This is a genomic window from Vibrio sp. A1-1, from assembly GCF_021728175.1.
GTDB classification, from domain to species: Bacteria; Pseudomonadota; Gammaproteobacteria; order Enterobacterales; family Vibrionaceae; genus Vibrio; species Vibrio diabolicus.
In genome coordinates this window covers 49,910-75,184 of sequence record NZ_JAKKCL010000007.1, presented here as the reverse complement: position 1 = coordinate 75,184, position 25,275 = coordinate 49,910, and the positions used below count along the sequence as shown (strand labels likewise).

Sequence of the window (25,275 nt, the reverse complement as noted above, 5' to 3'; positions counted from 1 at the left end):
GTGTCTTAGCTAAATAAACCGGAAAATTGAGCGTTAAATGCGTTCAGTTTTTCACGTTGAATGCGGTAACAAACCTTTGGCGGGTTAGGTTCTGCACTGATAAACCCTGCCTGTTTTAGAATACGTAAGTGTTCTGATACGGTCGATTGCGCTAAACCTAACTCAGAGACTAAATCGCTATTTAAGCAGCCGCCCATGGTGTCTAAAGTGTGAAGAATATGCAGAATGCGTAAGCGAGCAGGATGAGACAGCGCTTTTGCTTGAGCTGCGAGTGCTTGCTCTTTATCCAGTTGTTTTTGCGTGGCTTCAAAAGCAATTTCGCATGTTTCGCTGCATTTGTTGCTCATGAGCAGACCTTTATAGTTAATCGTCGAATTACGATTAAGTGTACGTGTGCTTTTTCTAAGGCGCAACTGTTGGCAGTAAAAAAGCAGAACTTAAAGATACGACGAATTGGGGGTGTGGTATCAGGAGCTAAGTTCTGCTTGGGGGTTAGGTTATGAGCAATTCTCTATATTTCCTGCTCGCCAAATCAGTATGGTGAAAAAAGGGGAGGCAAAAAAGAGAGTAGATTTCTTCGCTTTATTCCTGATAAGACCGAATTGGTGGGGTTTTCCTACAATATAGGCACGAAATGTTAGTAAAAGGGGAACAAAGTGTTTGGAAGTTTTCTTATTTTATTGCCGCCAAGTTCAGTAAAATACGCCTATTGAATGGCCTCCTAAAGTTAAGGTGCGTGCGGTGTCTGATCTCAACTTATTTCGTTATTACCAACGCTTGCTTTCGTTTAATGTTGGTGATGAAACGAAAACTACATTGCAAGAAATCGCCGATTTATTGTTTACCTCTCCTCGGCATGCGCGCAGCCTGTTGTCGCAAATGCAGGATAAAATGTGGTTGAGTTGGTATCCGAAAGCAGGAAGAAATCAGCGTTCGACCCTCGTACTCAATATCGAGTTAGAGGCTTTAAAAGAAAGCTTAGCTCTCGCGCGTATTAAGCGAGGTAAGTATGAGAAAGCGCTCGCGATATTAGATGAGGATGAAGTTGCGTTTGGACGTTTATTGAAAACAACGTCAGGCGCATCGGTTCAAGAAGGTCAGCTCAACATTCAACTGACCTACAAACGTATGTTCGAGCGTGTGGTTCCGCATCAACTGCAGCGAAGTAGTGAACGTTTTTTGCTTCGCCAAATTTATTGTTGTTTGGTTTCGAGCGATTACAACGGACAGGTGCAGCCAGAGTTGGCTCATCATTGGCGTTATGATGACAGCTTGTACGAATGGACATTTTATCTTCGTCCGGGTCTGACTTTTCATAATGGCAACCCAATTGATGCTGAAACGGTTGTCAGTTTGTTCGCCAAATTAAGCTCTTTGGAATACTACGAAAAAGAGCTGGCGCATGTTGCCAACATTACGGCACTTAATCCATTGAAGGTTGTTTTTAAGCTTAACCGACCTGACTTGGGTTTTGCTGGACTTATTTCTGGCGTGAAATATGGCATTCAGCCCGTGAGTCAGGTGAACGTTGCGAACAACAAGTTGGTGGTGGGGAGTGGTCCATTTTCCGTCGTTGAGCACAGTGAAAACCGTTTGAAACTGCAAGCGTTTGATGGCTATTACGCGTGTCGAGTATTAACGGATTTGGTGACGATCTGGATCGTCAACGATGAAAAGATGGAGAACCCATCGCTCGCTGCGAATACTCTGCAACCACAGCCAGTCCTTGTTGATGACATGTGCGGTCACTACATGTCTACACCGAACAGTGAAACGTCCCCAGCGAGCAAACGCAGTCGAACGGAAGACGGTTGTTTGTTCGCACTGTTTAACCATCATGCGAAGCACGCTTTGTCTCAGGCCCAGCGCCGATACATCAGTGAATTGATTCAACCTGAACAGCTAGCTGACGTGATGCGTAATGAAAACATTATATTTGGGAGCATACCTGCTTATAACTTATTGCCTAACTGGAAGCCAGTGTTGCGCCCCTTTGGAGAAGCGGTCAAGTTGCCAAAGCTGATCACCATCGCAGGGTACAATTACACGGCACTACGCCGGTGTGCACGAGCGATTTCTTCGCGTCTAAAACATGCGGGCAGCCGAGTCGAGATCGTTATGTACTCCTACCGTGAACTGAGCGAGAAAGCCAAAAACGGTACGCTTGATGAGACTCTGGTTGTCACAAATATTAACTTGGACGATAACCGTCATGCGTCTGCGTTTAGCAACTTCTTTAGCAATGCCGTGCTTTACCACACCTTAGGGGCGCAAAATGCGGCGTGGTTGGATGCTCAAATGGAAAATGTCCGCGCATTCTCACCGCTTGAAGATTATCTGAGCGCGTTAGAGCCGATTGCGTCCACATTGATTAGCGAATATTGGATTGCACCGATGTTTCACCATACTCAGACGCTACGTTTTCAAGGGGTCTTGGAAGATGTCGCACTCACAAACTGGGGATGGCCAGACATACGATCCGTTTGGTCTGCGGACTGATCAAAACCGCCTGAATGGCGGTTTTTTGTGTCTGCAATTTGGTGAAAGCCAGTGACGTTTTTATTTTTTCTAGCCAACAAGTGTGATGCTTATCTACGTTTGAGCGCGAGTGATCAAGAAACAGCCCGAAATGAACTTTGAAATTAATCACGAATTATATCGAGTCAATAGGTCTAATGTGATCTGATTTAAATAATGTAACTTTAAGAATATTTTCGAGAAGGTGATTGTATTCAAAATTCGTCTATTGACTTGTTGCTCAAATAAAATTTGTAGATTTTTTACGTGTGGGATTTTTGAGCTCTGTCCATTTAAACAAATTGACAGGCTTTAAAGTGTGACTCGAAGCGCAAAAGTAGCTCGGTTGCGCGGTTGGGACTCTGTTATTGATAATTAACCCATCAGATGACGAACTGTTGATAGGGTTAAATATGTTGTACGAGTTAATCGACCACGAACTAGTAGATGTAATTAATGATCGCGCTTACCAATGGCAAGATGCGGTTAAAAAGACCACTCAATACCTAGAAAATAAAGGTTACGTCTCCCAGTATTATGCTGATGCAATCATCCGTTCAACGGAAGAAAACGGTCCTTACTATGTGTTATGCCCTGGATTGGCAATGCCTCATGCCCGACCTGAAACTGGTGTTTTAAAAACAGGCTTAGGCATTCATATTTTCCCATCACCTGTTGATTTTGGATCGGATCTCGGTCCGGCCAATATTCTTATTACCTTAGCTGCGAAAGACTCTGATACCCACATTGAGGTGATTCAAGCGTTGAGCGAGATGTTTGTGGATGAAGAGAACATTGCAAAACTGGCACAAGCCTCTTCCAAAGAACAAGTGCTAGACATAATAAAAGCATACTAAAAGGAACATAACGTGAAAGCAAACATGCGAGCCAATGTGCAAGCCTTCGGAGGTCATTTGACCGCCATGGTGCTGCCAAATATCGGAGCCTTTATCGCTTGGGGCTTTATTACTGCACTCTTTATTCCTACGGGCTGGATGCCAAACGAAGCCTTTGGCGAACTCGTGGGGCCAATGATCACTTACTTGCTGCCACTTTTAATTGGTTACACTGGTGGTCAGATTGTTGGTGAAAAACGCGGCGCGGTAGCGGGGGCTATCGGTACGATGGGCGTGATTGTCGGGGCTGACATACCGATGTTTGTTGGCGCAATGATCATGGGCCCACTGAGTGCTTGGGTTGTGGTGCAAGTGGATAAACGTATTCAACACCGCATCCCTTCTGGTTTTGAGATGGTGGTCAACAACTTCTCGTTGGGTATCGTCGGTATGTTGTTGTGTTTGTTCGCCTACGAGATTGTTGGCCCTTCAGTCACCGCAGCAAACTTGTTTGTGAAATCAGGCATCGAAGCGTTGGTTGCGACGGGTTTCCTGCCTCTGTTAGCGATCATTAACGAACCAGCAAAAGTGTTGTTCCTGAACAACGCCATTGACCAAGGTATTTATTACCCACTAGGCCTGCAAGCGGCCGCAGAAACGGGCAAGTCCATTTTCTTTATGGTGGCGTCTAACCCAGGCCCAGGTCTTGGTATGCTGCTGGCTTACGCAAAGTTTGGTCAGGGTTTGTCTAAACGCTCTGCGCCAAGTGCCATCATCATTCACTTCTTTGGTGGCATTCATGAGCTGTACTTCCCATATGTACTCATGAAACCAATCATGATTGTGGCAATGATTGCTGGTGCGGCGACAGGCATCGCAACCTTCAACCTATTTGATGCCGGTTTGGTCGCGGGTCCAAGTCCAGGCTCTATCTTCTCTTACCTTGCTCTTACTCCGAAAGGTAGCTTCATCGCGACCATCGCAGGTGTGACAAGTGCAACGATTGTCTCTTTCTTGGTAGCAAGTGCGATTCTGAAGGTGAGCAAATCAGAAGAAAAAGAAAGCGAGTTTGAGAAGTCAGTTTCTGACATGAAAGAGATGAAAGCGGAAGGCGCAGTTAAGCCAGTTGCAGCTGCTACGACGCAAGAACTAAGCAAACCAATTTCATTCGTCGCATTCGCTTGTGATGCAGGTATGGGCTCTAGTGCAATGGGCGCTTCGACCTTCAAACGCAAGCTAGTACAAGCTGGGATAGAGATTGAAGTGAAGAACTTTGCCATCGAGAAAGTCCCGAGTGAAGCCGACATCGTCGTGACGCACGAGAGCTTAGAAAGCCGCGCAGTCAACGCGACAGGTTTACCAGTCGTAACGATCAAGAACTTCCTCAACGACCCAGCGCTTGACGAGCTGATGGACAAGATTAAGCAACAAGCGGTCGCGACTGAGCAACCAGCCTAACAATGCAGTTTGGGGCGGCAGGTATCGCCCCATTTAGGAGATAAATCATGGTACAAACAACGGCAGCGGTTATCTGTGGTGAGAAAAACGTTCAACTAAGAACTTTTGATTTACCAAACATTTCAGCCGACGAACTTCTGGTTAAAAACATTTCAAACAGCATTTGTCTATCCACTTACAAAGCAGCATTGTTAGGTAGCAAACACAAACGCGTTCCTGAAAACATTGATGAAGTGCCAGTGATGACTGGTCATGAATATGCAGGTGTGATTGTTGAAGTTGGTGAGAACCTAAAAGATCAATACAAAGCAGGCGATTACTTTGTTCTGCAACCTGCCATGGGCTTGCCAACAGGCTACTCGGCGGGCTACAGTTATGAGACATTTGGCGGCAACGCGACGTATTCCATTATTCCTAAAATCGCTATCGACCTAGGCTGCGTGCTGCCTTACCACGGCGATTACTTTGCTGATGCGTCGCTGGCTGAGCCAATGTCTTGCATTATCGGTGCGTACCATGCGAGCTACCACACCACGCAATACGTGTACGAGCACGATATGGGCATCAAAGAGGGCGGAGCATTAGCGCTACTTGCGTGTGCTGGCCCAATGGGCATTGGTGCGATTGACTATGCGATCAACGGCCCTGTAAAGCCAAAACTGATCGTGGTGACGGACATCGACGCCGCGCGTTTAGACCGAGCTGAAAGCCTCATTCCCGTTGCAAAAGCCAAAGAGCAGGGCGTAGAACTGCACTACGTGAACACGGCTCAAATCGACGACCCGGTCACGTATCTCAAAGCACTCAACGGTGGCAATGGTTATGACGATGTAATGGTCTACGCGGCGGTTGCTCAAGTGCTTGAGCAAGCGGATGAGCTACTTGGCAATGATGGTTGCTTGAATTTCTTTGCTGGCCCAACGGATAAGAACTTCAAAGTGCCGTTTAACTTTTACAACGTGCATTACGAATCAACCCATATTGTAGGGACGTCCGGTGGTTCAAAGGGTGACATGGTGGAATCTATAGAGCTTTCCTCACAAGGTAAGATCAATCCATCGTTCATGATCACGCATGTTGGTGGCTTACAAGCTGCACCCCATACGATTTTGAATCAGTTGGATATTCCGGGCGGTAAGAAGTTGATTTACCCGCATATTGACCTGCCATTGACCGCGATTGATGATTTCTTATCGTTGGTAGACCAAGACCCGTTCTTCGCCGAATTAGACGCAATTTTGAACGCTAATAACTATGTGTGGAACGCACATGCAGAAAAAGCGTTACTTGAGTTTTATGACGTGAGCTTAACGGTTTAGTTGCAACGAATTTGTGTGGTAGCCTTTGCGCTGCCACATAATGGAGAGGTCATAATACGTTGTCACGTGAAGATGAATTACTGGAGAAACTGGACGAGTGCGAAAATGCCACTGCGTTTCTTCAGGTTTCTAACAAAATAATTAACCTCAAGTTAAAAGCATTACTTCCGAGCGTGTTCGTCCAAGACGATCTAGTGAAGGAGTATGCTGTGGATCCTCTATTGAAAGAAGATGGTCCGTTGGTGACGACCGATGTGGTATCGAAGCTGATGTTTGCGATGGGCAAAATCTCTTTAGAAACTTACGCCGATATCGGATTGTACGATCAGGTCTTGGAGTATGTGTTTAGCCAACCGGAGAAAGTCGAATTCGCGGATGACGTGATTTACGACTTCATCAAAAACCAAGCGGTACTCTCTTCTCAGCAAGACAGCTTTTATCTTGAGTCGATCAATCAGCTTAAGTTCTCTTCGTTTGAGTCCTTTTCGCAAATGAGATACGAATCTCTCATCAAAACAGTGTTGAAGCTGTCATGTGAAATGTTGATAGAAAGAATCGAAGGGGAGATCAATCAATAAGGGTTCACCATGAAAGTGAATTTAAATGTCAGTGGTTTTGAAACCGAAGCTACCTTTCCTGATGCCGACGTAAAGCGAATCCATCAACCTCTTATCGAAAAATTTACCCGTCTTTATCATGAGAAGCAGGAACGCATTGTGGTGTTCTTGTGTGCCCCTCCGGGCAGCGGTAAGTCAACCCTTGCTGCGTTCTGGGAATATCTCTCTGAACATGATGAAAGCCAAGAGCCTTTACAAGTGCTGCCGTTTGATGGTTTCCACTATCCAAATGAGATCCTCGACAACAATACGATTGAACGAGATGGCGAGCTCGTGCCTCTGCGCAGTATTAAGGGGTCCTATCAAACATTTAATCTGACGGAGCTTATCGACAAGCTCAAACAGCTCAAAATGAAAGATACAAAATGGCCATACTACGACCGCAATTTGCATGATCCAGTCGACGACGCCATTTTGGTAAATCGGAATGTGGTTGTCGTTGAGGGGAATTGGTTACTGCTTAATGAACCGGTGTGGAATGAACTGCATCGTTTGGCCGATTTTACCGTCTTTGTAGATACACAGCCTGAGTTTCTACAAGAGCGTTTAGTCAATCGTAAGATTCGTGGTGGTACTGAGCCAGAAGCTGCATTGGAGTTTTATTTGAACTCAGATGCCGTAAATGTAGATAAGGTTTTAAATCACTCAATTCCAGCGGATCTCACGCTGTTTCTCAATCAAAACGGTTCGTTCGAAATTCGATAATTCGTCCACAATTTAGGAGGTCACCATGGATATCGTCGTTGATAGCCACACCCATACTATTGCCAGTGGACATGCCTATAGCACCATTTTAGAGAACGCATTGGCAGCCAAGAATAAGGGGCTAAAACTTCTTTGTACCACCGATCATGCTCCCGAAATGCCAGGAGCCCCTCACTACTGGCATTTCAATAATCAAAGAATTTTGCCCCGCTTTTTACACGATGTAGGTATTCTCCGTGGTGTCGAAGCCAACACGCTGAATGTGAAAGGGGAGATAGACTTACCACCTTCCTCTGACCAACATCTTGACTGGGTGATTGCGAGTTTCCATGAACCCGTATTCAAGCCCGCAACCGAAGCTGAGCATACTGCCGCTCTGATAAATGCGATTAAAAGCGGCAGGGTGGATGTTCTCGGTCACTTAGGCAACCCAAATTACCCATTCGATATGGAACAGGTGCTGTGCTGTGCTAAAGAGCACAATGTTGCGGTTGAAGTTAACAATACATCTTTGACAGGCAAAAGCCGTAAGGGTAGTGATTCCCGTTGTGATCGCATTGTCGAGCTGGGCAAAGAGATTGGCGTTTACTTCAGTACCGGATCTGATGCGCACTTCTGTGAAGAGATCTCTAAGTTAGATTTGGCGATTGCTTTGCTGGAAAAACACGGTGTGGAAGAAGAGAAGATACTCACTACGTCGACGAGCCGATTCTTGAACTTCTTATTGCTGAGAGGTAAGGCGAGGATTCCAGAGTTTAAGGATTTTTACTAAGTAAAATCCCAAACACATTAAACGAAGTATTTTCTTATACAGCCCTAAAACCCGCCAAGCTGCGGGTTTTATTCGTTTTGGGGAGGCGTAGAACAGACAACGCGACTGTCATATAAAGCGTGAAAAGAGGAATCAATGAAAAAGGGAACGAAGGCCATAATTCGAGAATATTATAGGCCGAGCGGGAATTTTATTGCTCTTAATCAGTCATAAGGTTATGAGCCGCTTTTTGTGTTCCGCTGTTCAATAACGAGCGATAACAGGCGAACAAGTAGGGACTGAGCTTCAGGAGACAGCAAGCGTGCAACGGCCATTAGATCATCTGCTGTTACGTGTTGAACGTCTCTTATATCCAATGCGATGTCGAGATCGGTCAAATGCAGAGAGCGCAGTATGGAGCGATATTGGGAAAGTTTCAGGTCGGATTCTCCACGCTCTATCCGTTGATACGTTTTCACGCTCATCCCTGCGATGTTTGCCATTTGTTCACGGGAGAGGCCACTCGCTTTCCTTCTCGCAATCAGTGCTTCAATAATAGGATCGACCTGCATGTGCTCTCCTGAAAGGACAGTTTTGGCCTAAATAAAGCAAGAAGTGGACCAGTTTAACCATCTCATATTTACCTGTTTTGCAATCAGTATAAGAATAGCTACCTAATAAAAATGTACATATTTTAGTCAGTTATAAACTCAATGGAAAAGTATCAATCATACAAATCAATCGAGACGAAATCCTCAATTCGAAAAATGCAACGCATTTTAGATCAATTATTTAGCGAGCTTGATGAGCAGCATCGTGTCACTAAAGAAAATGTTGTCGCTCTGACTCGACAGTCTCAACAGAGGTTGATGAACTACAAAGAGCTTTATCTTCATAAAGAATCGATAGGTGAGGTAGAGTTGCAGATTGCGTATGAAAATATGAGTGTGACTGAGAAACAGGTCGCGGATATGGGCGTTTCAGCATTAACTTATATCATCGGAGCGTTAGATAAAGCCTATTAATAGAATGGGCAAGCTAGCTTAGATTTAGACAGTTTGGATAACACCAAAAAGAAAGGATGCAAATGCTGGGGAACCACACCCAGCATTCGGACACTCATTTACCTATAGTTTCGAACCGTAAATCAGTGTTTAGAGGTATGTGAACCGAACAGTGTCGGTACGCAGCGAATAATAGCGATATTGTCCGATCTAGGCTACGCCCCTGGAATCTAACACCTGCACTTGAACTGTAAACTAATTTGTACACCTATCCAGAATTGAGCGGTTGAGCACGTTCTTACTCTCATTAGGCGATAAAAGACTGATTAGTGATGAAAATAACGACACATCTTAGGTGAATGAGGAGAGTTGTTAAAATATATCGCTATAAGATTGACCTTTTGCTTTTCAATCGTCCTGCTTATGCCTTACAATCTTTTCGAACCAAATCCATTCATAACGAATGGCGTTGATGAATTAAGATGAACAATTTTGCTTCGAACCCAAAGTTGTGCGCATTTCATCAACGATGACATCGCCCAAAACGACTCTCAAGTGTTCATGTGCAATTGAATTAACCACCTTTTGCTGCATGTTTTCTTAGCCATATAGGGTTCTTGTAACCAAATTTTGGCTGAGTAGAGCGTTTTGTTGGGTGTGCTTTGGATGTAGCACAACCGGCGAGAAATAAACGGATTGAATTTAGAGGTATTAACCGTGAACCTAAAACTTGTCGGCAGCTCCCTGATCGTTGCAGGTACTGCTCTTGGCGCTGGTATGCTTGCTATACCAATGGTGCTTGCTCAATTTGGCCTCCTTTGGGGCACTCTTCTTATGTTATTCATCTGGGCTGGGACGACTTACGCTGCGCTGCTCCTTCTTGAGGCCAGTTGCAAAGTAGGCGGCGGCGTGAGCATGAATGCAATTGCTCGCGAAACGCTAGGTAAAGGTGGCCAGTTGGTAACCAACAGCTTGCTTTACGCCCTGTTAGTTTGTCTATTGATGGCTTATATCATTGGGGCGGGTGATCTCGTACAAAAAGTAACAGCCTCAATTGGGCTGCCAACATCTACGATCGCAAGCCAAGTCGGTTTTACTCTTTTAGTCGGTATCATTGTTTCGGCAGGCACAGGGGTTGTAGATAAGCTTAATCGCGGTTTGTTCCTAGGCATGATCGTGGCGCTGATTCTGACACTTTTTGCGCTTGCACCAAGCGTCTCGTTTGAGGGACTTGATGAAGTCGTGAGTGACGATAAGATGGCGCTAATTAAGACAAGCTCGGTGCTTTTCACCAGTTTCGGTTTTATGGTCGTGATCCCATCGCTCGTAACTTACAACAAAGAAGCGAGCAAAACACAACTGCGTAATATGATTATCGTGGGTTCAACTATTCCGCTTGTTTGTTACCTATTATGGTTGTTAGCAGTTGTCGGTAACCTACCACCTCATGAGCTTGTTCAATACTCCAACGTAACGGAGTTGATCTCGGTATTAGGTCAGCAATACGAGGGTTTGGAGTTTATCCTATCCATGTTCACTGGGTTAGCACTGTTAACATCGTTCTTAGGTGTGGCAATGGCGCTATACGATCAAAATGCAGACCTACTGAAAGCAAGCAAGCCGATGATTTTTGTTACCACGTTTGTGCTACCACTACTAGGTGCTGTATTTGCGCCAGAACACTTCTTGGCTATTCTTAGCTACGCGGGGATTATTCTTGTGTTTCTCGCGGTCTTTGTCCCATTATCAATGACAATGAAAGTGCGTCGAGTGCCAGTAGAAGATGACAGTATTTATGAAGCTGGTGGCGGCGTAATGGGAATGAGCATGATCTTCCTATTCGGCTGTTTCTTGCTGTTTGCCCAAGCAGTATAAAATCACGCTAGCTTATTTAAAAACTGAGCCGCCCGTTGTATAACGGGCGGCTTTTTTGTGTTTATAACCCAAACACAGAGGACTTAAAAAGTTATCAATATCAGTGATGCTTAACCTTTCTCTGATAATCACGATAAGCTTTGACCTTGTAGTAAAACTCCTTGGCGAAAGACTGACATGTGCAGTGATTCACCTACCTATTATGTTGCTATTGATATTAATAAGAGGCTCTGTTGTGTCAAAGCAATTATCTTTTGCCATGGTTGGCGTTATATTGTCTTTAGGTGTGTTTAGTACAGAAGTGATGGCTGACCCGAAACATAGGCATGGTCATCGATATGATCACCATCATGAGCATCACCATCATCATAAACGCAAGCACAAGCACAAGCATAAACATAAGCATAAGTATAAACATCGTGACGTTATTTATGTGGAGTCTCGACGACCAAGACGCAGTTACTACTACCACGACCGAATTCCTCGTAATAGTACCTACATAAAGATTGGAGATTTCACCTATTTAAAAGTGGATGATCGTTATTATCGTCGCTCCAATGACCGCTATATCCATGTTGAATTCAACTAGAGTGGGAAAGGCAGTATAGCAAGCGTGATAACAGTTTTGAGCCGAGTGGCAACAACACTAAAAACTAGGTGTTCTAAGTCTAGATACCACTGCGATAGAGGGCTAAAAACAAAAACAGCGAGCATTGGCTCGCTGTTTTTGTTTAGGTGGAGACTAGACTGTAAATCGGTTTAATATTTGATCTTGTTTATGCACATCTTCTTGCTGTGCCTGCATAGCATCGTTAGTTCGATTTGCAGATTCGGCGACTTGAGTCGATAGGTCTTTAATATTCACCGTATTGTTGTTGATCTCTTCCGCAACTAAGCTTTGCTCTTCCGCCGCTGAGGCGATTTGTAAGTTCATATCAGAAATACGCTGAATCGCATCACGAATACGTTGTAGCGCGTTGTTTGCCAAGTCTGCTTTTTCTACGGCTTCTACAGCGCTACCCTTGCTTTGATGCATAGCATTTGCCACAGATGATGCGCCAGATTGCAGCTGCTCAATCATAGTACGAATTTCTGTTGTTGATTCTTGAGTTCGTTGCGCCAGTGTACGAACTTCATCAGCAACGACGGCGAAGCCTCGGCCAGATTCTCCCGCACGTGCAGCCTCAATTGCGGCATTCAACGCGAGTAAGTTCGTTTGGTCCGCAATATCGTTGATGACTTTTAGAATCGTTTCGATGTTGGCGGTTGCAGATTCAAGCACTTGCACTTCTTCGACAGCAAGGTCAATGCTATCGGAAAGCATGTTGATCGTTTGTGTCGATTCACCGACCACAGAAGAGCCCTCAACCGTTGCTTGATCAGCTTCTTTGGCTGCACTTGCTGCGCCTTGCGCATTATTGGCAACTTCAGTCGCGGTAACAGACATTTCGTGCATCGCGGTGGCTAATTGTTCTAGCTCTTGTAGCTGAGTTTGAATAGCACCAGCCGAATCTTTTGCACCCTCAGCGGTGATTTGAGTGCCATTCAAAATTTGATCAGAAATACTCTTCGACTCAATAATTTGCTGTTGCAAGTTTTCCATGAACGTATTGAAGTTTGTAGCAAGCTCTGAGAATTCTTGGTCAGTATCAGTTTCAAGGCGCTGTGTAAGATCGCCTTTCCCAGACGCAACACCTTTAATCGCGTTGTTTAATGTGTCTAGCGGACGCATGAGTGTGCGAATGAGCAGAGTCAGTGCAATAACAGAAGCAATCACGGCAATGATTGAATAAATAATAGCGCTGTTGCGAAGCTCTCCTACGGCAGAGTAGGCGATAGCTTCATCAATAACTGAACCCACGTACCAGTTCTCGCCCGGGATGTGAGTCAAGTTAATCATATAACGATCGCCATCGATCTCAATGTGTTGCGTTGATTGTGTAAGATCGACCTGTGGTAGGTAGCTACCAACTTTTTCACCGTTGTATTTGCTTTGAGGGTGAGCAATGGTTGTTCCATCAGCGGTGACCAAAAATAAGTAACCAGCGTCAAACAGATTCACTTGGTTGACGAGGTCTGAAAGGGTAGTGAGCTCGAGGTCATAAAACATACCAGCTAAGAACTGGCCGTTTTCTTTTACTGGTGTACCAACAGAGATGATGACGTTTTTTGAAGACGCATCGACGTATGGGTCTGTTACGACCAAATCGCCTTTGTTTTTAGCTGCGATGAACCAAGGACGTTGACGCGGATCGTAGTCTGGTCCTGCTTCCCAGCCGTCGTCATTTTCAATCACGAAGCCATTGCTTTCATAACCAAAGCCAATCGCAAGAAAGCTGGCTTTTGGTGTTGGTCGCTCAAGAATGTTCTGAACGTAGTTGTGTGAACTTGGATTAAGTTCGATAACTTCAGTAATAGAACGAGCGAGATCCTTTTTAGCATTCATTTCTGATTGCACGGTATTTCCAACACTGGTCAATATCTCGTTCACACTCGAGTCAATGTGCTCCTGCGTTTGGGAGCGGATCGTCATAACTTGTTGCGTCGACAGTAGTGACACGGTAATTAGCAGCAAAAATGACGAGGCTGTGACAACCTTATGTCTAAATTTCATGAGCTTTCCTCTGATTCTCCCGGTTGGCTTCACTATGCTTTCACCTCTTTTTGAACGGGCGAATTCGGCATCAAGAGAAACCTATTGTGTTTGGTTATCTTTTTTATCGACATCTTTGTCAAAAACATGAGTCTATTTGTTGTCTTTTTTAACCAAATTTAAACAAAACGGTAAGTTACGACAAAAACCGTGAGTTTGATCAGATTTGTGCGCTCTGTTAATGAAAGCGTCATAATGAAAAGAATTGCGTAAAGCATAGTGATTCAGGTTGGCGTTATTGGTGAGATGAGAGCGACTTAACTGTCGTAAAAGGGGGCGTGATTGGAGCTGTTCGTTTTAAGTTATGAGCGTTTGCTAATTAAGTGATCTGAATAGAGCTGTAGATAGAGTTTTAGACATAAAAAAGGCCCCGACAATGCGGAGCCTTTGTTGATTGATGCTTTGATTTTAGAAAATCAGATGAGCAACACCAGCAATCACAGGTAATGTGATTAGCGTACGCAGAATGAAAATAACGAACAGTTCTACAATGTTTACTGGAATTTTGCTGCCTAGTAGTAGGGCGCCAACTTCTGACATGTAGATAAGCTGAGTTACTGACATTGCTGCAATAACAAAACGTGTCATTTCATTATCAATTGATGCCGCTAAAATTGCCGGGATAAACATATCCGCAAAGCCAACAACAATAGTCTGTGATGCGGCGACAGCTTCTGGGATTTGCAGTAGCTCTAGGTATGGAATGAATGGCTGACCTAGAATTTCAAATACAGGAGTGTACTCTGCAATCACTAATGCCACGGTACCCAGACCCATAACCACAGGCAGTACACCAAACACCATGTCGATTGCGTTATGTACGCCCTCTTTAAATACCGACTGAACAGATGTTACCTGACCCGCGCGCTTAAGTGCTAGATCCATACCCCATGAGAATGTGGTGTGGCCTTCTGGTACGGCGTCAGCATCTTTATCTGGGTTGCTGCCATCAATGTAGCGATCTTTCTTCAGGCTTAGCGGCGGTAAGCGAGGAATGATAACCGCAGCGACAATACCTGCTAAACAGATTGCGCCGTAGAAAGGTAGGAACAGATGCTCTAACTGTACCTGAGCGATAACCACTAAGCTAAACGTGATCGATACTGCTGAGAACGTTGTCCCGACAACAGCGGCTTCACGCTGAGTATAGAATTTATTTTCGTACTGTTTGCTGGTTAGCAAGATACCAACACTGCCGTCGCCTAACCAAGACGCCATACAGTCAATTGCACTACGGCCAGGCAGGTTGAATACCGGGCGCATGATTTTACTCAGTAATGCGCCAAACAGCTCAAGAAGACCAAAGTTCAGAAGAAGCGGAAGGAGTAGGCCCGCAAAAATGAACACCGCAAACAAAGTTGGTAGAAGACCGGTAAGAACAAGGCCACCTGTGTTTTCTTCCCAAATCGCTTTTGGACCCACTTGGAAGAATGTCATTAATACGGCTGCACCGCCGATTAAGCGAACAACAAGCCAAAGTGGCGATGGATTGAAAAGACCGTTTAAAAATCCATTACGTAAAATCGCTGCAGGCTTGAAAATTTTGCAAAGAACAGAAGCGACTGCCATGAAAGCGATGATACTGGTGACGATAGCGATCAAGGTATCGCCTAATACTGCCGGGATGACTTTTGCCATAACCGCAACAGGGATAGTTAGGCCGCCATCGTATGAGATCGGAGCCATAAAGAGTAGAAGACCGATTAGGGAAGGGATGAAAAACATCCAAAAGTTGCCCTTAGGAGCTTCAGTAGCATTAGTGGTGTTATGCATAGTTGTCTCGTGTTACTACTAGTCAATACTTGCCATTTCCATGACATAAATATTCACTAAACATCCGTATTTAATCACAGTTTTGCGGAGGGTACCCGCAAACTGCATCCATTGCAATACTATTCATTAAATACATCTAGTTATTCAGCCGATTTGTCGGGTAATTGGTCAAATAACGTATAAGTGTATACGAATATGTTGCTTGTGTTAGAAAATTGTAGCACGGAGCGCGGGCAGCGCAGAGAATTATGGGGCGCATTGTGACTGGAATAATAAAACGGTAAACAAATGTGACTTTGATCTAACTAACTTTTTGCCGGGAGCCCTGTTAGCCCTAGCTGTTATAAGGTTTTTTAGCTGCGTTACAACACGATAAAACGTTTATTATGATGTGCAGTGGTGAGAGAGTTGATCTACAACCGATTGAAGCATTCGGCCTCAATCGGTTCGAGATTTTATGCTTTTTGTTGGCGACTAAGCATGTAAAGGTAACTCCAGTAGATCAGAGCCGTAGCGAAAGCCAATATTGCAGGGAAAACGAGCGTATATAATCCATACACCACGAAAAGTGCGGCTCCTGCGACACCGCCAAGCAAGAATCCGAAGAAAATGAATAGGAATAGCTTTGCTTTACGTCGATCAAATTGACGACCTCTTAAGCTTTCTCCAATCATAATCCCCAGATCGGTGATGATTCCAGTCATATGTGTGGTTCTGACTACTGCGCCGCTGAATGTAGTGATCATTGCGTTTTGTAATCCACATGCTGCTGACGCTAGATATTGGCCGTACAAATCCCCTTGGACCAAAAAGCCCAAACTGAGTAGGAGCAAGCTCCCTTCTATGCACAGTGCAACACCATATCTTCGCCCTAGTTTTAACGCACTGCTCTCAATAAAAAAGCCGCTAAAGGCAGCACCGATCAAAAAGCTAAATACGATGAAGAGCAGGTGAATAGAGCTATCCACACCTGTTAGCAAGCTGTTCCCTAGCTGAGTTACGGTTCCCGAAAGATGTGTTATCGCTTGATGTTGAAAGCCGAGAAGACCAACGGCATTGACGCAGCCCGCGAGAAGGGCAAGTAGAAACGCGCCATATTCCACCCAACGAGGAAGTCTGGAAATCACAATAAAACCCCACCAAATGTTAGGAGCCGATTATAACGCTCACACCGCGTTACGAAACCCCTTACAGTAAAACTCGGTTGATCATTCTCAAAAAAATCTCATTTATAGAGCTTTTGCGTTGACCGTGATAACGACATAGAGGGGGATTTCCCCTACCTGATGTGTTCCATTGTACATTCGAAACTCACCCATCCATGTTTCCTCTGCTCATAGATGGAAACCGTTGGTTGGTGGAACTCTTTATCAGTAAAAAGACCGACGGGAATGATCATGATTTCAGGAAATGTAGAGACCAATAAGCGCATTGTCGTGCCGCAAGAAGGGCAAAACTCATACTGAACCTCGCTGCCATCATCCCCCATTCGGGTATAGCAGGTGACTTCACCGTTTAAGGTTACGTGCTCTTTATCAAAGCGAGCCTGTACCCCAAACACACTGCCTGTCCGCTTTTGGCATTCAAAACAATGGCAGACAGATGTACGGATGGGTTCTCCCTTACAACGGAGCTCAACTAAACCGCAAGCGCATTCGCATGTATGAATGGTTGTTGTCATCGTGATTACCTATTCTTCCCAATACACCAATGAATTTGGAACACTGAGAGCAGTGTCAGTGGCAAGTTATGAACTCTGGGCTTGAAAATCATTTGGATACAGTCAGTTTAGTTTAATTTTGAAACACTTGAAGGGATGAAATCATTTGAGTATACAATGCTATACTCGCTTTTTCATTTATCCCTTTAAACAAGGAAGTCTTCATGGCTCACAAAAGAATCCTGCCGATACCACTTATTCTTCTTATTCCGATCGTATTATTGGTCGTGGTTGTGATCGCGGGTGTTTATCGCTTTAGTTTGTCTGATGAAGAGATCATGGCTAAGTTCCCTCAAACGGAAGCAGAAACCAATGTTATTGTGCAAGAGACGCTGGGAATTACTTCACGCAACCCATGGACGATTCAAGTACCAGAGCAGGGAGCGGTCACTTTTCTTGATGAGTGGGATAAAGAAAACGGCTATTTGATAGGCGATTATGATGCAGGTGCGACAAAAGGTCAGGTACTTGTTCCAACTGCGTTTATTAGTCAGCGTGAGATTGAGAGTGTTTCATGGATTGCTACACCGATGATTGTAACGACACAAGGTAGCGGTTCGTTTAACTATGTTGGCTTGTTTAAGTTTGACCCCGTGCCGAGCCGAGTTATCCTTTTAGACAGTATTTTTGTCGGTGACCGCGTTAAATTTACCCAAATTACATGGGAAAGTGATGCCATTATCGCGCTTTCATATTTAGCGCATGGTGACGATCAAACAATGGCAGATACGCCAAATCAATTAAATTCATCCACATTAAAGCGTGTAGGGAATAACTTACATATGCAACAGTGATGAATTTTTTTTGAGTTCTGTAAAAATTCAGTGTTTTCTGCGCTAGATCTCGAAATTTCATAGTGATTTCTTATACGGGAATGCATAAGCTATGAGCCTTGTTTGAAAGGAGATAGTAATTCCCGTGTCTACAAATGAAATTACAAGACGGTTGCCGAATCTGACAAGTCGTAGAGCGCTGCTGTTATACTCCTTGCCAGTTTTAGTTGCGATTGGTGTTTCTCACTCTCTCAAAGAGTCATCTTTAACCAAAACCATCGCATTGAACCTGCCTGAATCTCAGGTCGTTGAAAAAATTCTTGATGCGACAACTGCCGAAGTTGTCACTCCCCCGAACTTCGAATATCAAATCCAAGCAGGTGACAACCTAAGCACTATTTTTAGCCAGCTCGGTTTCGGTTACAGCTCGTTAATGAAAGTAATGGAAACGGATTTGAACTACCTTGCACTTGATACACTAAAGCCGGGCAACACGCTCCGCTTTTGGCGTGATGATGCGACAGGCGAGTTAGAGAAAATGGAACTGCAATTTTCTATTGCAGATAAAGTGGTCTACCAACTAAATAGTGATGGTAGCTATGACTTTACCGATATCTCGATTCCTGGCGTGTGGAGCCAAGAACCATTGGTTGGTGTTATTCAAGGCAGTTTCTCTTCTTCTGCAAGTCGACTAGGTCTAACGTCGGCAGAAGTGAGTCAAGTTGTGAGCTTACTCAAAGAGCAACTCAACTTTGGGCGTGATCTTCGTGCAGGTGATCGATTTGAAGTCGTTCGTCGTTCGCAAAGCATCAATGGTGTGCCAACGGGCAAGAACGAAATTGAGGCGATTAAGATCTACAATCGCGGACGTGAAATCACGGCTTACCTTCATACCGATGGTCAATTCTACAATGCCAAAGGCGAAAGCTTGCAGCGCGCATTCCAGCGTTATCCTGTAAGTAGCCGTTGGCGTATCAGTTCTGGCTTCAATCCCAATCGTTTACATCCAGTAACGGGGCGTGTCGCACCGCACAACGGTACTGACTTTGCCGTGCCAACCGGTACACCAGTCGTTTCTACTGGTGACGGTACAGTGATCATGACTCGTAAACACCCTTATGCGGGTAACTACGTGGTTGTTGAGCATGGCAGCAAATACAAAACCCGTTACTTACACCTAAGTAAGATTCTGGTGAAGAAAGGGCAAAAGGTTTCTCGAGGCCAGCGTATCGGTCTTTCAGGTAAAACAGGTCGAGTGACAGGGCCACACCTTCACTATGAATTGATTGAATACGGCCGTCCAGTTAACGCCATGCGAGCAAACATCCCAATGGCGAGCTCTGTTCCTAAGAAAGAGATGGCAACCTTTGTCGCGAACAGAGATGAAATGGATAAGCTATTACGCGATAAAGAGAAAGCAGTGCTGTAACAAAGTACTTCGCTCAAAAAATAAAAAGAGACTAAGTATAGCTTGGTCTCTTTTACTTTGTGCATTAACTAGATTTACATTCCATGACCGTCGCTTGTTTAGAGCTCTTAGGCGCTCCGCACTTCACGTTCATTTATCAGGTGTACGATTTCATCAACACTGTGTGGGCGAGAGTAGAAATAGCCTTGAATGTAGTGGCAGCCCATTTCAATTAACTTTTGTAGTGCTCTATCGTCTTCTACGCCTTCGGCAATCAAATCCACATCAAGCAGTTCTGCTAATTGCGCTATCAAAAACACCACTTGTTCAGAGGTTGTATTTGAGAGCATGTTTTGAACGAAGGTTGCATCGATTTTAATGCTATCAATCGGATAATTGTGTATATAGTTCAAGCTGGAGTATCCCGTACCAAAATCATCCAACGCGACTTTAAAACCTAAGTACCGCAATGAGTTAAGTACCATCTGTTCACGGCCACTTTGCGAGAGTAAAACGGTCTCGGTGAGCTCTATAACAAAGTCTTTTGCTTCATGCTGATACTTTTCAACCATGTTAGTTAGGTGGTTAATATAGCGGTTAGAGTCGACCAGCTCATAGGCAGAGCAATTGATAGAGAGTTTGACTTTGTATCCTAAGTTGGCTTCTAGCTCTTGTTTCGCGATACATGCGAGTTCAATAATACGTTCACCCAACTCGATAATCAGGCCTGATTGTTCGGCAGCTTCAATGAATTCCGCAGGGGAGATGTTTCCGTAAACATTGCTGTTCCAGCGGGCTAGGATTTCAAAGTAATTCCAGCGATCGCTTGTGATATCTACGATTGGCTGAACAACGACATACAACTCTTCGCTATCATGTATGTTAGCGCTTAGTTGAATGCGCATAGCTTCAATAAGCTGCGTTCTACGGTGATAAAGGGCGCTAAGGTGTGTGTCGTAATGCTGAATTCGTGTATCGCGATGTTTTTTACAGTCTTTGAGAGCGAGACTGGCATTCAAAATTAGCTCATCGCTGTTCAACATATGTACTGGTGCGCGCGCGATACCAATACTAACAGTGAAAGAAATTCGGTTAGATTTGTCGCTGTAGCCGCTTTCAATTTTGTCGAGTACTTCCTGACACACGGCGACAGGATCTTCGTCGTAAGTAATGAAGGCGAATTCATCTCCTGCTACACGAAAAGCGTTGTTTGGCGATGACAAGCTCTGTTGAATGGCGTTTGCCGTAAACTTAATAATTTGGTCGCCGATGTAGTTTCCGTTGATATCATTGATCGATTTAAAGTTATCGATGTCTAGATAAGCCAAACTGAATGGACGAGTGGCCTGTTGCGTCAATGTCTCCAAGGTATCAGCTAAGCAGCTACGGTTGAGCAGTCCAGTTAGGTTATCATGCGATACTTCATAGCTAAGCTGATTAAGAAGCTTATCTGAACGTTCACTGACCCACTTTTCACGTAAGCTGTGAATAATGACATTGGCATAAAAGCGGTGGAAGTCGAGGATATCTTGCGCTTCCTTAGCGTGGATGCTTCGGGTAAAGGTGGACAATAAAATTCCCAGAACCTCGCCATTTTGTGTCTTTAATGGCAGACCAATGTAAGCTTGAATACCATCCTCTTGAAACATCTGATCTTCAGGAAAGCGTTTGTAAACTTGGTCCTGATAGAAAATATGTTCGCCAATGTCTTTTGCCACTTTTTCACAGGGGGTGCCTGAAAGGTGGTAGCTTAGATTGTCTGTAATTTTTCCATTGCTAGCGAAGGAGATGGTATGAGCCGAATGTTGAAGATGCGCAACTTCTACAACGCAAGTGCAATGGCTCTGCAATTGTTGATGAATATCTAACGTGACTCGGTTTAGCTGAGCCGTGCCGTTTAGCTTCAATATTTCATCAATTTTGTGGAAACTGATTTGTACCTGACCCATTGAGCATTTCACCTAGCGTTGTGATTACCATATCGTGTGAGACACGAAGAATTATTATTTGATATGCATCAAATAAACTATCGGTTACTAAGGCGAATTTTTCAAATTTTGTGAACGAACAAATCATTATTTTCATGTTTTTATGCTTGAACCTTTTAAAGGTATAGCGATAAAAACGCTAAGCTAGGCGCGCTTCTCCTCTTCTAATCGCGATTTGAGATAATCGAGGAACAGCTTAGTTCGGGTATGCTGATAATCCAGCTTTGGATAGTAGGCATATACAGTGGCTTTATCCGCTGTGATATCGGGCAAGATAGGCACTAAAGCTCCGGATTTGAGATCATCTTTGATCATGACGTTATTCGTCATCAGAATACCCATGCCTCTTTTGGCACCATGAAACAGCGCTTCTGGGTTGGTCGTGGCAAAGTTACCGGACAAGCTGATACGTTTGCCTCGATTGGTTTTGATTTCTCGTGAGGGCTTTTCACCCCAAATCAGGACATTATGCTCTGTCAGATCCTCAACGCATTGTGGGGTGCCATATTTTTTTAGGTAACTAGGCGCGGCGTAAAACTGGGCTTTATGTTCGAAAAGTGCGGTGGCTTTGAAACTTAGCGAATTAAGTTGCTCTAATTCCCGGCTAATAAACAGGTCTAAGCTTAGCTCTGGCAATTGGCCCGGTAGCGTTGTCGTTAATTGAAGCGTAATGTCTGGATATTTCTCAAGAAAATCATCTAGGTAATGCACCAAAAACTTAGAACCAACCGCCAGTGTCGCGCCAATTTTCAATAACCCCGCTGGTGATTGATTGACTGAGCGAGTTTCATCTAATACTGATTGCCATGAATCCAACTGATTTTTTGCTCGTTGATAAAACAGCGCACCAGCTTCGGTTTGGCTAATAGAGCGGGTCGTGCGTTTGAGTAGCTGAACGCCAATTTTATCTTCTAGCCATTGAACTCGTTTACTGATAGCTGAGCTGGTGGTATTGAGTTTCCGCGCTGCAGCATTAAAGCTACCTTCTTCGACCACACGAATATAACTCTTCACGCTTTGAATCCAGTCCATTGTGTCTCCTTGGGAATTAATTCCTTTCCAACTTAGCTGATTATCATCTTTGAGTATCAAATATACACTGTTTGCCATCAATCTGTCACAAAGTAGGAGGAACGTTTGCGTAAAACACCATTGTTATTAGCGATGATGATCATTGCCACAGGCCAAGTTGGCGTTAGTATTTATCTTCCTTCTTTACCATTGATTGGTCATGACTTGAATTTGCCGCAACATTCGATTCAGAATCTCGTCACACTATTTCTCGTTGGTTTCGGTATCTCTCAGCTTTTTTATGGCCCATTGTCTGATGCGATTGGTCGTCGACCAGTATTTATTCTGGGCCAAAGTGTGTACCTAGTTGGTACGGTTATTTGTATCGCCTTTTCGGACAACATTATTGCTCTTGAAGCGGGGCGGTTACTTCAAGGTTTGGGAGCGGGCAGTGCCTCGGTGCTTGGTCGCTCCGTATTGCGTGACAGTTATGACGGTATGCAATTAACCAAAGCGCTATCTTATATTTCAGTCACGGCATCTGTGATGCCAATTATTGCTCCGCTGTTTGGTGGTTGGATTGCTTTTCACCTGAGCTGGCATGCTGTCTTTGTGTTTGTGCTGATTTACTTAATGGCAATTTTTACGCTTGGTTTATTGGTGCTGCCAGAAACGCTGCCTTACCCGAAGCGAAAATTTAAAGTAGGCCAGGTGAGTGCAAATTATTTGCGCCTGTTAACGAATACTCAAGTGATTGGTAGTGCGAGCTACAACTGGCTTAGTTATTTGTCGGCTCTGGTAACGCTTTCCTTGTATCCATTTTTAATGCAACAAGAGTTAGGCTTAACGGCGGCAGATTACGGTTCTTTGATGATCATACCGTCAGTTGGTTTGCTGACGGGCAGCTTGGTGCTTAATTTGATCAACGCTCGTTACAAAGCTCAGCAAATCTTGCTGATGAGTTTCGCGATTGTTGCTATTGCTGGCTTCATATTGTTGGTTACACCCTTCAGTGTATTTTCATTACTAGTGGCATTTACGTGTTTAAGTTTTGCCCAAGGCATGTCGTTTCCGGTATCAATTAGTTTGTTGCTGTCGCCACATAAGCAACAGGCCGGAGCGGTTTCTGCGCTATCTGGATCAATTCAAATGTGTTTAGCCGGGTTGTTTGGCGGATACTTGGTAGATTCTTGGGTCACGAATCAAAACCAGCTTGGGGTGTTTTATTTGTTTATTGCGTTACTTTCTTGCTTTGTTCTCGTACTAAGCCAATTTCGTAAAGTGCCAGAAGGGACGATTCAAGCAGAAACTTCCACCTGAATATACTTGCAACGAAAGAGGCAGCTTTCTAAAATGCGCTGCTAAATTAAGTCAGGATCATTGTGTATATTGAATGACTCAGTTTGAGAGGAAGAGGGCAATGCCTGATGCTCCTCTCAGCTTGGGGATACCTTTCTGCCCAAATGACTATCCGATCTCTAATCGTTAGGTGAAAGAATGCAACAAAACGAATTTGAAACACTGGTAAAAGAAATTACTCAGCAAGAAAGCATGCCAAAGGCACTCGAAGTCTTGAAGGCGTGTGAGGAAGAAGAAGTTGCACAAGCGGCACAATCCCTAACGGGTCAGTTTGGTCTTGCAGAAGTTGATGGCGAGAAACGTATTTACCATATTACCACTCAAGAAGACGAGTCCGGAGAAGAGCAAGAATACGTGGAGCACGTCATGAATGAAGGCGATCACTTGATCAAATTTGCTGCGTGGTTCTTTGAAACATTCTTTGAAATCAAACAGAAAGATACGTACGTCGCAGCGGGTAAAACATACCAGCAACCTAAGCGATAGGCGCCCGTTTCGAAAAAGTAATCAGAACAAACCTGAAAGTTAATTACAAAATAAATGTGACGCCAGTCTTGTTTTTATCTAATTGTGGTGTAAAATTACAACATAGTTAAGTCAATACATTCAGGAGAAGGTCATGGGTAACGAACTTGGTGGTGCTTATATTGGCCAGATGATTGCAAAAGACGCGATGCACAAAGCGCTTTACGGTAAAGCGAAGAAGAAAAAAGCTTCTGTTTTTGCTCGTGTTATGAAAAAACTGGCGAAATAATTTAAAAAGCCCTGATTGAAGAATCAGGGCTTTTTGCTTTTATCTGTCTTGTTTTTAGTGGCAGCCTACATATTGAACAACATTGGTAAACCACTACTCAAAGACGGATGGCATTTGAATCAAACGCTAAGCGGATTGGCTTGGTATCTCCACGACATTATTAGGCACTTTATCTAGCCCCTTTGCTGCTAACCACTTTTCTAAATCGTCAGCGCCTCCAACATACTTTCCATCCAACCAGATCTGCGGCACTGTTACCGGCGTTTTTTCTCCAATGATGGCTTTTACTTCGGGGATCATGCGATACAAAGCGGCGCTGTCTTTAACCACGTCATGATACTCGTATTGAACACCAGCATCGTCAAGTAGTTGTTTCGCTTTGACACAGTAAGGGCAGGTGGCTTTACCATAAACAATGTTGCCTTTTAGCTCATCGCGTTTGACCCATTCAGCGATAACTGATTGCACAAGCACGCCCCGGTTTAGCGCTTCTCCTTGGCTGACCACTTTTCCTTCGACAATAAGAATCGGTGCATGCCAGGCCCCTGCTTTTAATGGTTCCCACCAATGTGATAACCAATCTTTTACTTCCAGTTCAACGGGGACATCAGCGAGTTCGTTTTTAAAAGTATCCGTCAAAATATCTTTAGTTAACGTACATTCACCACAAGGAATATTGACTTTGAATGGACCCCAACTACCAGCCCAGCGGTACAGTGTAATTTTGATTGGTTGACTCATATGGTGTTCCTCA

24 protein-coding genes are annotated in these 25,275 nt (G+C 44.2%); 15 read left to right on the top strand and 9 right to left on the bottom strand.

The annotated features are described in order from the left end of the window. Window positions 1-5: 5 nt before the first annotated feature. On the bottom strand, window positions 6-347 hold the full coding sequence (locus L3V30_RS12115) for a winged helix-turn-helix domain-containing protein (protein ID WP_005391232.1): 342 nt from the start codon (window positions 345-347) through the stop codon (window positions 6-8). A 394-nt stretch (window positions 348-741) separates the two neighbouring features. Here L3V30_RS12115 and L3V30_RS12110 point away from each other — a divergent pair, with 394 nt between their 5' ends. From L3V30_RS12110 to L3V30_RS12080, 7 genes are all read left to right on the top strand, one after another. Further along, window positions 742-2,499, top strand: coding sequence for an SgrR family transcriptional regulator (locus L3V30_RS12110; RefSeq protein WP_237309005.1), 1,758 nt, complete (start codon window positions 742-744; stop codon window positions 2,497-2,499). A gap of 431 nt (window positions 2,500-2,930) precedes the next feature. Further along, on the top strand, window positions 2,931-3,374 hold the full coding sequence (locus L3V30_RS12105; RefSeq protein WP_104973848.1) for a PTS sugar transporter subunit IIA: 444 nt from the start codon (window positions 2,931-2,933) through the stop codon (window positions 3,372-3,374). Window positions 3,375-3,386: 12 nt separating this feature from the next. Continuing rightward, the gene (locus tag L3V30_RS12100) at window positions 3,387-4,811 is read left to right on the top strand and encodes a PTS mannitol transporter subunit IICB (RefSeq protein WP_081442488.1); all 1,425 of its coding nucleotides are present in this window, start codon (window positions 3,387-3,389) and stop codon (window positions 4,809-4,811) included. 47 nt (window positions 4,812-4,858) lie between these two features. Next, window positions 4,859-6,130 carry a zinc-binding dehydrogenase gene (locus L3V30_RS12095; RefSeq protein WP_237309004.1) on the top strand — a complete coding sequence of 424 codons (1,272 nt, stop codon included), beginning with the start codon at window positions 4,859-4,861 and terminating at the stop codon, window positions 6,128-6,130. 59 nt (window positions 6,131-6,189) lie between these two features. Further along, the gene (locus L3V30_RS12090; protein WP_104972797.1) at window positions 6,190-6,708 is read left to right on the top strand and encodes an MltR family transcriptional regulator; all 519 of its coding nucleotides are present in this window, start codon (window positions 6,190-6,192) and stop codon (window positions 6,706-6,708) included. A 9-nt stretch (window positions 6,709-6,717) separates the two neighbouring features. Beyond that, window positions 6,718-7,452, top strand: a complete 735-nt coding sequence (locus tag L3V30_RS12085; protein ID WP_005391222.1) for a nucleoside/nucleotide kinase family protein — start codon at window positions 6,718-6,720, stop codon at window positions 7,450-7,452. 25 nt (window positions 7,453-7,477) lie between these two features. Continuing rightward, window positions 7,478-8,224, top strand: coding sequence for a phosphatase (locus L3V30_RS12080; protein WP_237309003.1), 747 nt, complete (start codon window positions 7,478-7,480; stop codon window positions 8,222-8,224). Window positions 8,225-8,439: 215 nt separating this feature from the next. Here the strand turns inward: L3V30_RS12080 and L3V30_RS12075 are convergent, their stop codons facing one another. Next, window positions 8,440-8,775: a helix-turn-helix transcriptional regulator gene (locus L3V30_RS12075; RefSeq protein WP_005391220.1), complete on the bottom strand. Its 336-nt coding sequence runs from the start codon at window positions 8,773-8,775 to the stop codon at window positions 8,440-8,442. A gap of 141 nt (window positions 8,776-8,916) precedes the next feature. On the opposite strand from L3V30_RS12075, the gene L3V30_RS12070 reads away from it, so the two are divergent. The 3 genes from L3V30_RS12070 to L3V30_RS12060 all read left to right on the top strand — a co-directional run bounded on the left by L3V30_RS12070 (window position 8,917) and on the right by L3V30_RS12060 (window position 11,671). Beyond that, the gene (locus tag L3V30_RS12070) at window positions 8,917-9,228 is read left to right on the top strand and encodes a hypothetical protein (protein ID WP_048625269.1); all 312 of its coding nucleotides are present in this window, start codon (window positions 8,917-8,919) and stop codon (window positions 9,226-9,228) included. A gap of 696 nt (window positions 9,229-9,924) precedes the next feature. Next, window positions 9,925-11,082, top strand: coding sequence for an aromatic amino acid transport family protein (locus L3V30_RS12065; protein ID WP_237309002.1), 1,158 nt, complete (start codon window positions 9,925-9,927; stop codon window positions 11,080-11,082). 235 nt (window positions 11,083-11,317) lie between these two features. Further along, the gene (locus L3V30_RS12060; RefSeq protein WP_237309001.1) at window positions 11,318-11,671 is read left to right on the top strand and encodes a hypothetical protein; all 354 of its coding nucleotides are present in this window, start codon (window positions 11,318-11,320) and stop codon (window positions 11,669-11,671) included. A 153-nt stretch (window positions 11,672-11,824) separates the two neighbouring features. Here the strand turns inward: L3V30_RS12060 and L3V30_RS12055 are convergent, their stop codons facing one another. The 4 genes from L3V30_RS12055 to L3V30_RS12040 form a co-directional block, all read right to left on the bottom strand. Beyond that, window positions 11,825-13,696 (bottom strand): methyl-accepting chemotaxis protein, encoded by a 1,872-nt coding sequence (locus L3V30_RS12055; RefSeq protein WP_048625268.1) that lies wholly within the window; start codon window positions 13,694-13,696, stop codon window positions 11,825-11,827. A gap of 447 nt (window positions 13,697-14,143) precedes the next feature. Further along, window positions 14,144-15,508 carry a YjiH family protein gene (locus L3V30_RS12050; RefSeq protein WP_041853121.1) on the bottom strand — a complete coding sequence of 455 codons (1,365 nt, stop codon included), beginning with the start codon at window positions 15,506-15,508 and terminating at the stop codon, window positions 14,144-14,146. Between the two features lie 455 nt (window positions 15,509-15,963). After that, window positions 15,964-16,635 carry a YoaK family protein gene (locus tag L3V30_RS12045; protein WP_006742080.1) on the bottom strand — a complete coding sequence of 224 codons (672 nt, stop codon included), beginning with the start codon at window positions 16,633-16,635 and terminating at the stop codon, window positions 15,964-15,966. Between the two features lie 152 nt (window positions 16,636-16,787). Next, window positions 16,788-17,189 (bottom strand): GFA family protein, encoded by a 402-nt coding sequence (locus L3V30_RS12040; RefSeq protein ID WP_012842460.1) that lies wholly within the window; start codon window positions 17,187-17,189, stop codon window positions 16,788-16,790. A 203-nt stretch (window positions 17,190-17,392) separates the two neighbouring features. On the opposite strand from L3V30_RS12040, the gene L3V30_RS12035 reads away from it, so the two are divergent. Then, window positions 17,393-18,022 (top strand): hypothetical protein, encoded by a 630-nt coding sequence (locus L3V30_RS12035; protein ID WP_237309000.1) that lies wholly within the window; start codon window positions 17,393-17,395, stop codon window positions 18,020-18,022. Between the two features lie 124 nt (window positions 18,023-18,146). Continuing rightward, entirely contained in the window at window positions 18,147-19,430 is a 1,284-nt protein-coding gene (locus L3V30_RS12030; protein ID WP_031780190.1) for a peptidoglycan DD-metalloendopeptidase family protein, read from the top strand. Window positions 19,431-19,537: 107 nt separating this feature from the next. On the opposite strand, the gene L3V30_RS12025 is transcribed toward L3V30_RS12030, so the two are convergent. Together L3V30_RS12025 and L3V30_RS12020 are read right to left on the bottom strand one after the other, a co-directional pair. Beyond that, entirely contained in the window at window positions 19,538-21,358 is a 1,821-nt protein-coding gene (locus L3V30_RS12025) for a GGDEF domain-containing phosphodiesterase (RefSeq protein WP_074189912.1), read from the bottom strand. 183 nt (window positions 21,359-21,541) lie between these two features. Next, window positions 21,542-22,429 carry a LysR family transcriptional regulator gene (locus L3V30_RS12020; protein ID WP_005391202.1) on the bottom strand — a complete coding sequence of 296 codons (888 nt, stop codon included), beginning with the start codon at window positions 22,427-22,429 and terminating at the stop codon, window positions 21,542-21,544. A 105-nt stretch (window positions 22,430-22,534) separates the two neighbouring features. On the opposite strand from L3V30_RS12020, the gene L3V30_RS12015 reads away from it, so the two are divergent. The 3 genes from L3V30_RS12015 to L3V30_RS23960 all read left to right on the top strand — a co-directional run bounded on the left by L3V30_RS12015 (window position 22,535) and on the right by L3V30_RS23960 (window position 24,521). Continuing rightward, window positions 22,535-23,728, top strand: coding sequence for a multidrug effflux MFS transporter (locus tag L3V30_RS12015; protein WP_085344335.1), 1,194 nt, complete (start codon window positions 22,535-22,537; stop codon window positions 23,726-23,728). A gap of 177 nt (window positions 23,729-23,905) precedes the next feature. Beyond that, complete coding sequence (locus tag L3V30_RS12010) at window positions 23,906-24,253, top strand: hypothetical protein (RefSeq protein WP_005391198.1); 348 nt, start codon at window positions 23,906-23,908, stop codon at window positions 24,251-24,253. A gap of 133 nt (window positions 24,254-24,386) precedes the next feature. After that, the gene (locus tag L3V30_RS23960; RefSeq protein ID WP_005391196.1) at window positions 24,387-24,521 is read left to right on the top strand and encodes a hypothetical protein; all 135 of its coding nucleotides are present in this window, start codon (window positions 24,387-24,389) and stop codon (window positions 24,519-24,521) included. A 126-nt stretch (window positions 24,522-24,647) separates the two neighbouring features. Here L3V30_RS23960 and L3V30_RS12005 read toward each other — a convergent pair whose 3' ends face one another. Beyond that, the gene (locus tag L3V30_RS12005; RefSeq protein WP_053809571.1) at window positions 24,648-25,262 is read right to left on the bottom strand and encodes a glutaredoxin; all 615 of its coding nucleotides are present in this window, start codon (window positions 25,260-25,262) and stop codon (window positions 24,648-24,650) included. Between the last annotated feature and the right edge of the window lie 13 nt (window positions 25,263-25,275).

Coding starts and splice junctions, on each gene's coding strand:
- L3V30_RS12070 (WP_048625269.1), top strand. CDS start 8,917: ATGGAAAAGTATCAATCATACAAATCAATCGAGACGAAATCCTCAATT.
- L3V30_RS12020 (WP_005391202.1), bottom strand. CDS start 22,429: ATGGACTGGATTCAAAGCGTGAAGAGTTATATTCGTGTGGTCGAAGAA.
- L3V30_RS12035 (WP_237309000.1), top strand. CDS start 17,393: ATGGCTCACAAAAGAATCCTGCCGATACCACTTATTCTTCTTATTCCG.
- L3V30_RS12095 (WP_237309004.1), top strand. CDS start 4,859: ATGGTACAAACAACGGCAGCGGTTATCTGTGGTGAGAAAAACGTTCAA.
- L3V30_RS12010 (WP_005391198.1), top strand. CDS start 23,906: ATGCAACAAAACGAATTTGAAACACTGGTAAAAGAAATTACTCAGCAA.
- L3V30_RS12105 (WP_104973848.1), top strand. CDS start 2,931: ATGTTGTACGAGTTAATCGACCACGAACTAGTAGATGTAATTAATGAT.
- L3V30_RS12085 (WP_005391222.1), top strand. CDS start 6,718: ATGAAAGTGAATTTAAATGTCAGTGGTTTTGAAACCGAAGCTACCTTT.
- L3V30_RS23960 (WP_005391196.1), top strand. CDS start 24,387: ATGGGTAACGAACTTGGTGGTGCTTATATTGGCCAGATGATTGCAAAA.
- L3V30_RS12005 (WP_053809571.1), bottom strand. CDS start 25,262: ATGAGTCAACCAATCAAAATTACACTGTACCGCTGGGCTGGTAGTTGG.
- L3V30_RS12080 (WP_237309003.1), top strand. CDS start 7,478: ATGGATATCGTCGTTGATAGCCACACCCATACTATTGCCAGTGGACAT.
- L3V30_RS12055 (WP_048625268.1), bottom strand. CDS start 13,696: ATGAAATTTAGACATAAGGTTGTCACAGCCTCGTCATTTTTGCTGCTA.
- L3V30_RS12075 (WP_005391220.1), bottom strand. CDS start 8,775: ATGCAGGTCGATCCTATTATTGAAGCACTGATTGCGAGAAGGAAAGCG.
- L3V30_RS12025 (WP_074189912.1), bottom strand. CDS start 21,358: ATGGGTCAGGTACAAATCAGTTTCCACAAAATTGATGAAATATTGAAG.
- L3V30_RS12040 (WP_012842460.1), bottom strand. CDS start 17,189: ATGACAACAACCATTCATACATGCGAATGCGCTTGCGGTTTAGTTGAG.
- L3V30_RS12050 (WP_041853121.1), bottom strand. CDS start 15,508: ATGCATAACACCACTAATGCTACTGAAGCTCCTAAGGGCAACTTTTGG.
- L3V30_RS12115 (WP_005391232.1), bottom strand. CDS start 347: ATGAGCAACAAATGCAGCGAAACATGCGAAATTGCTTTTGAAGCCACG.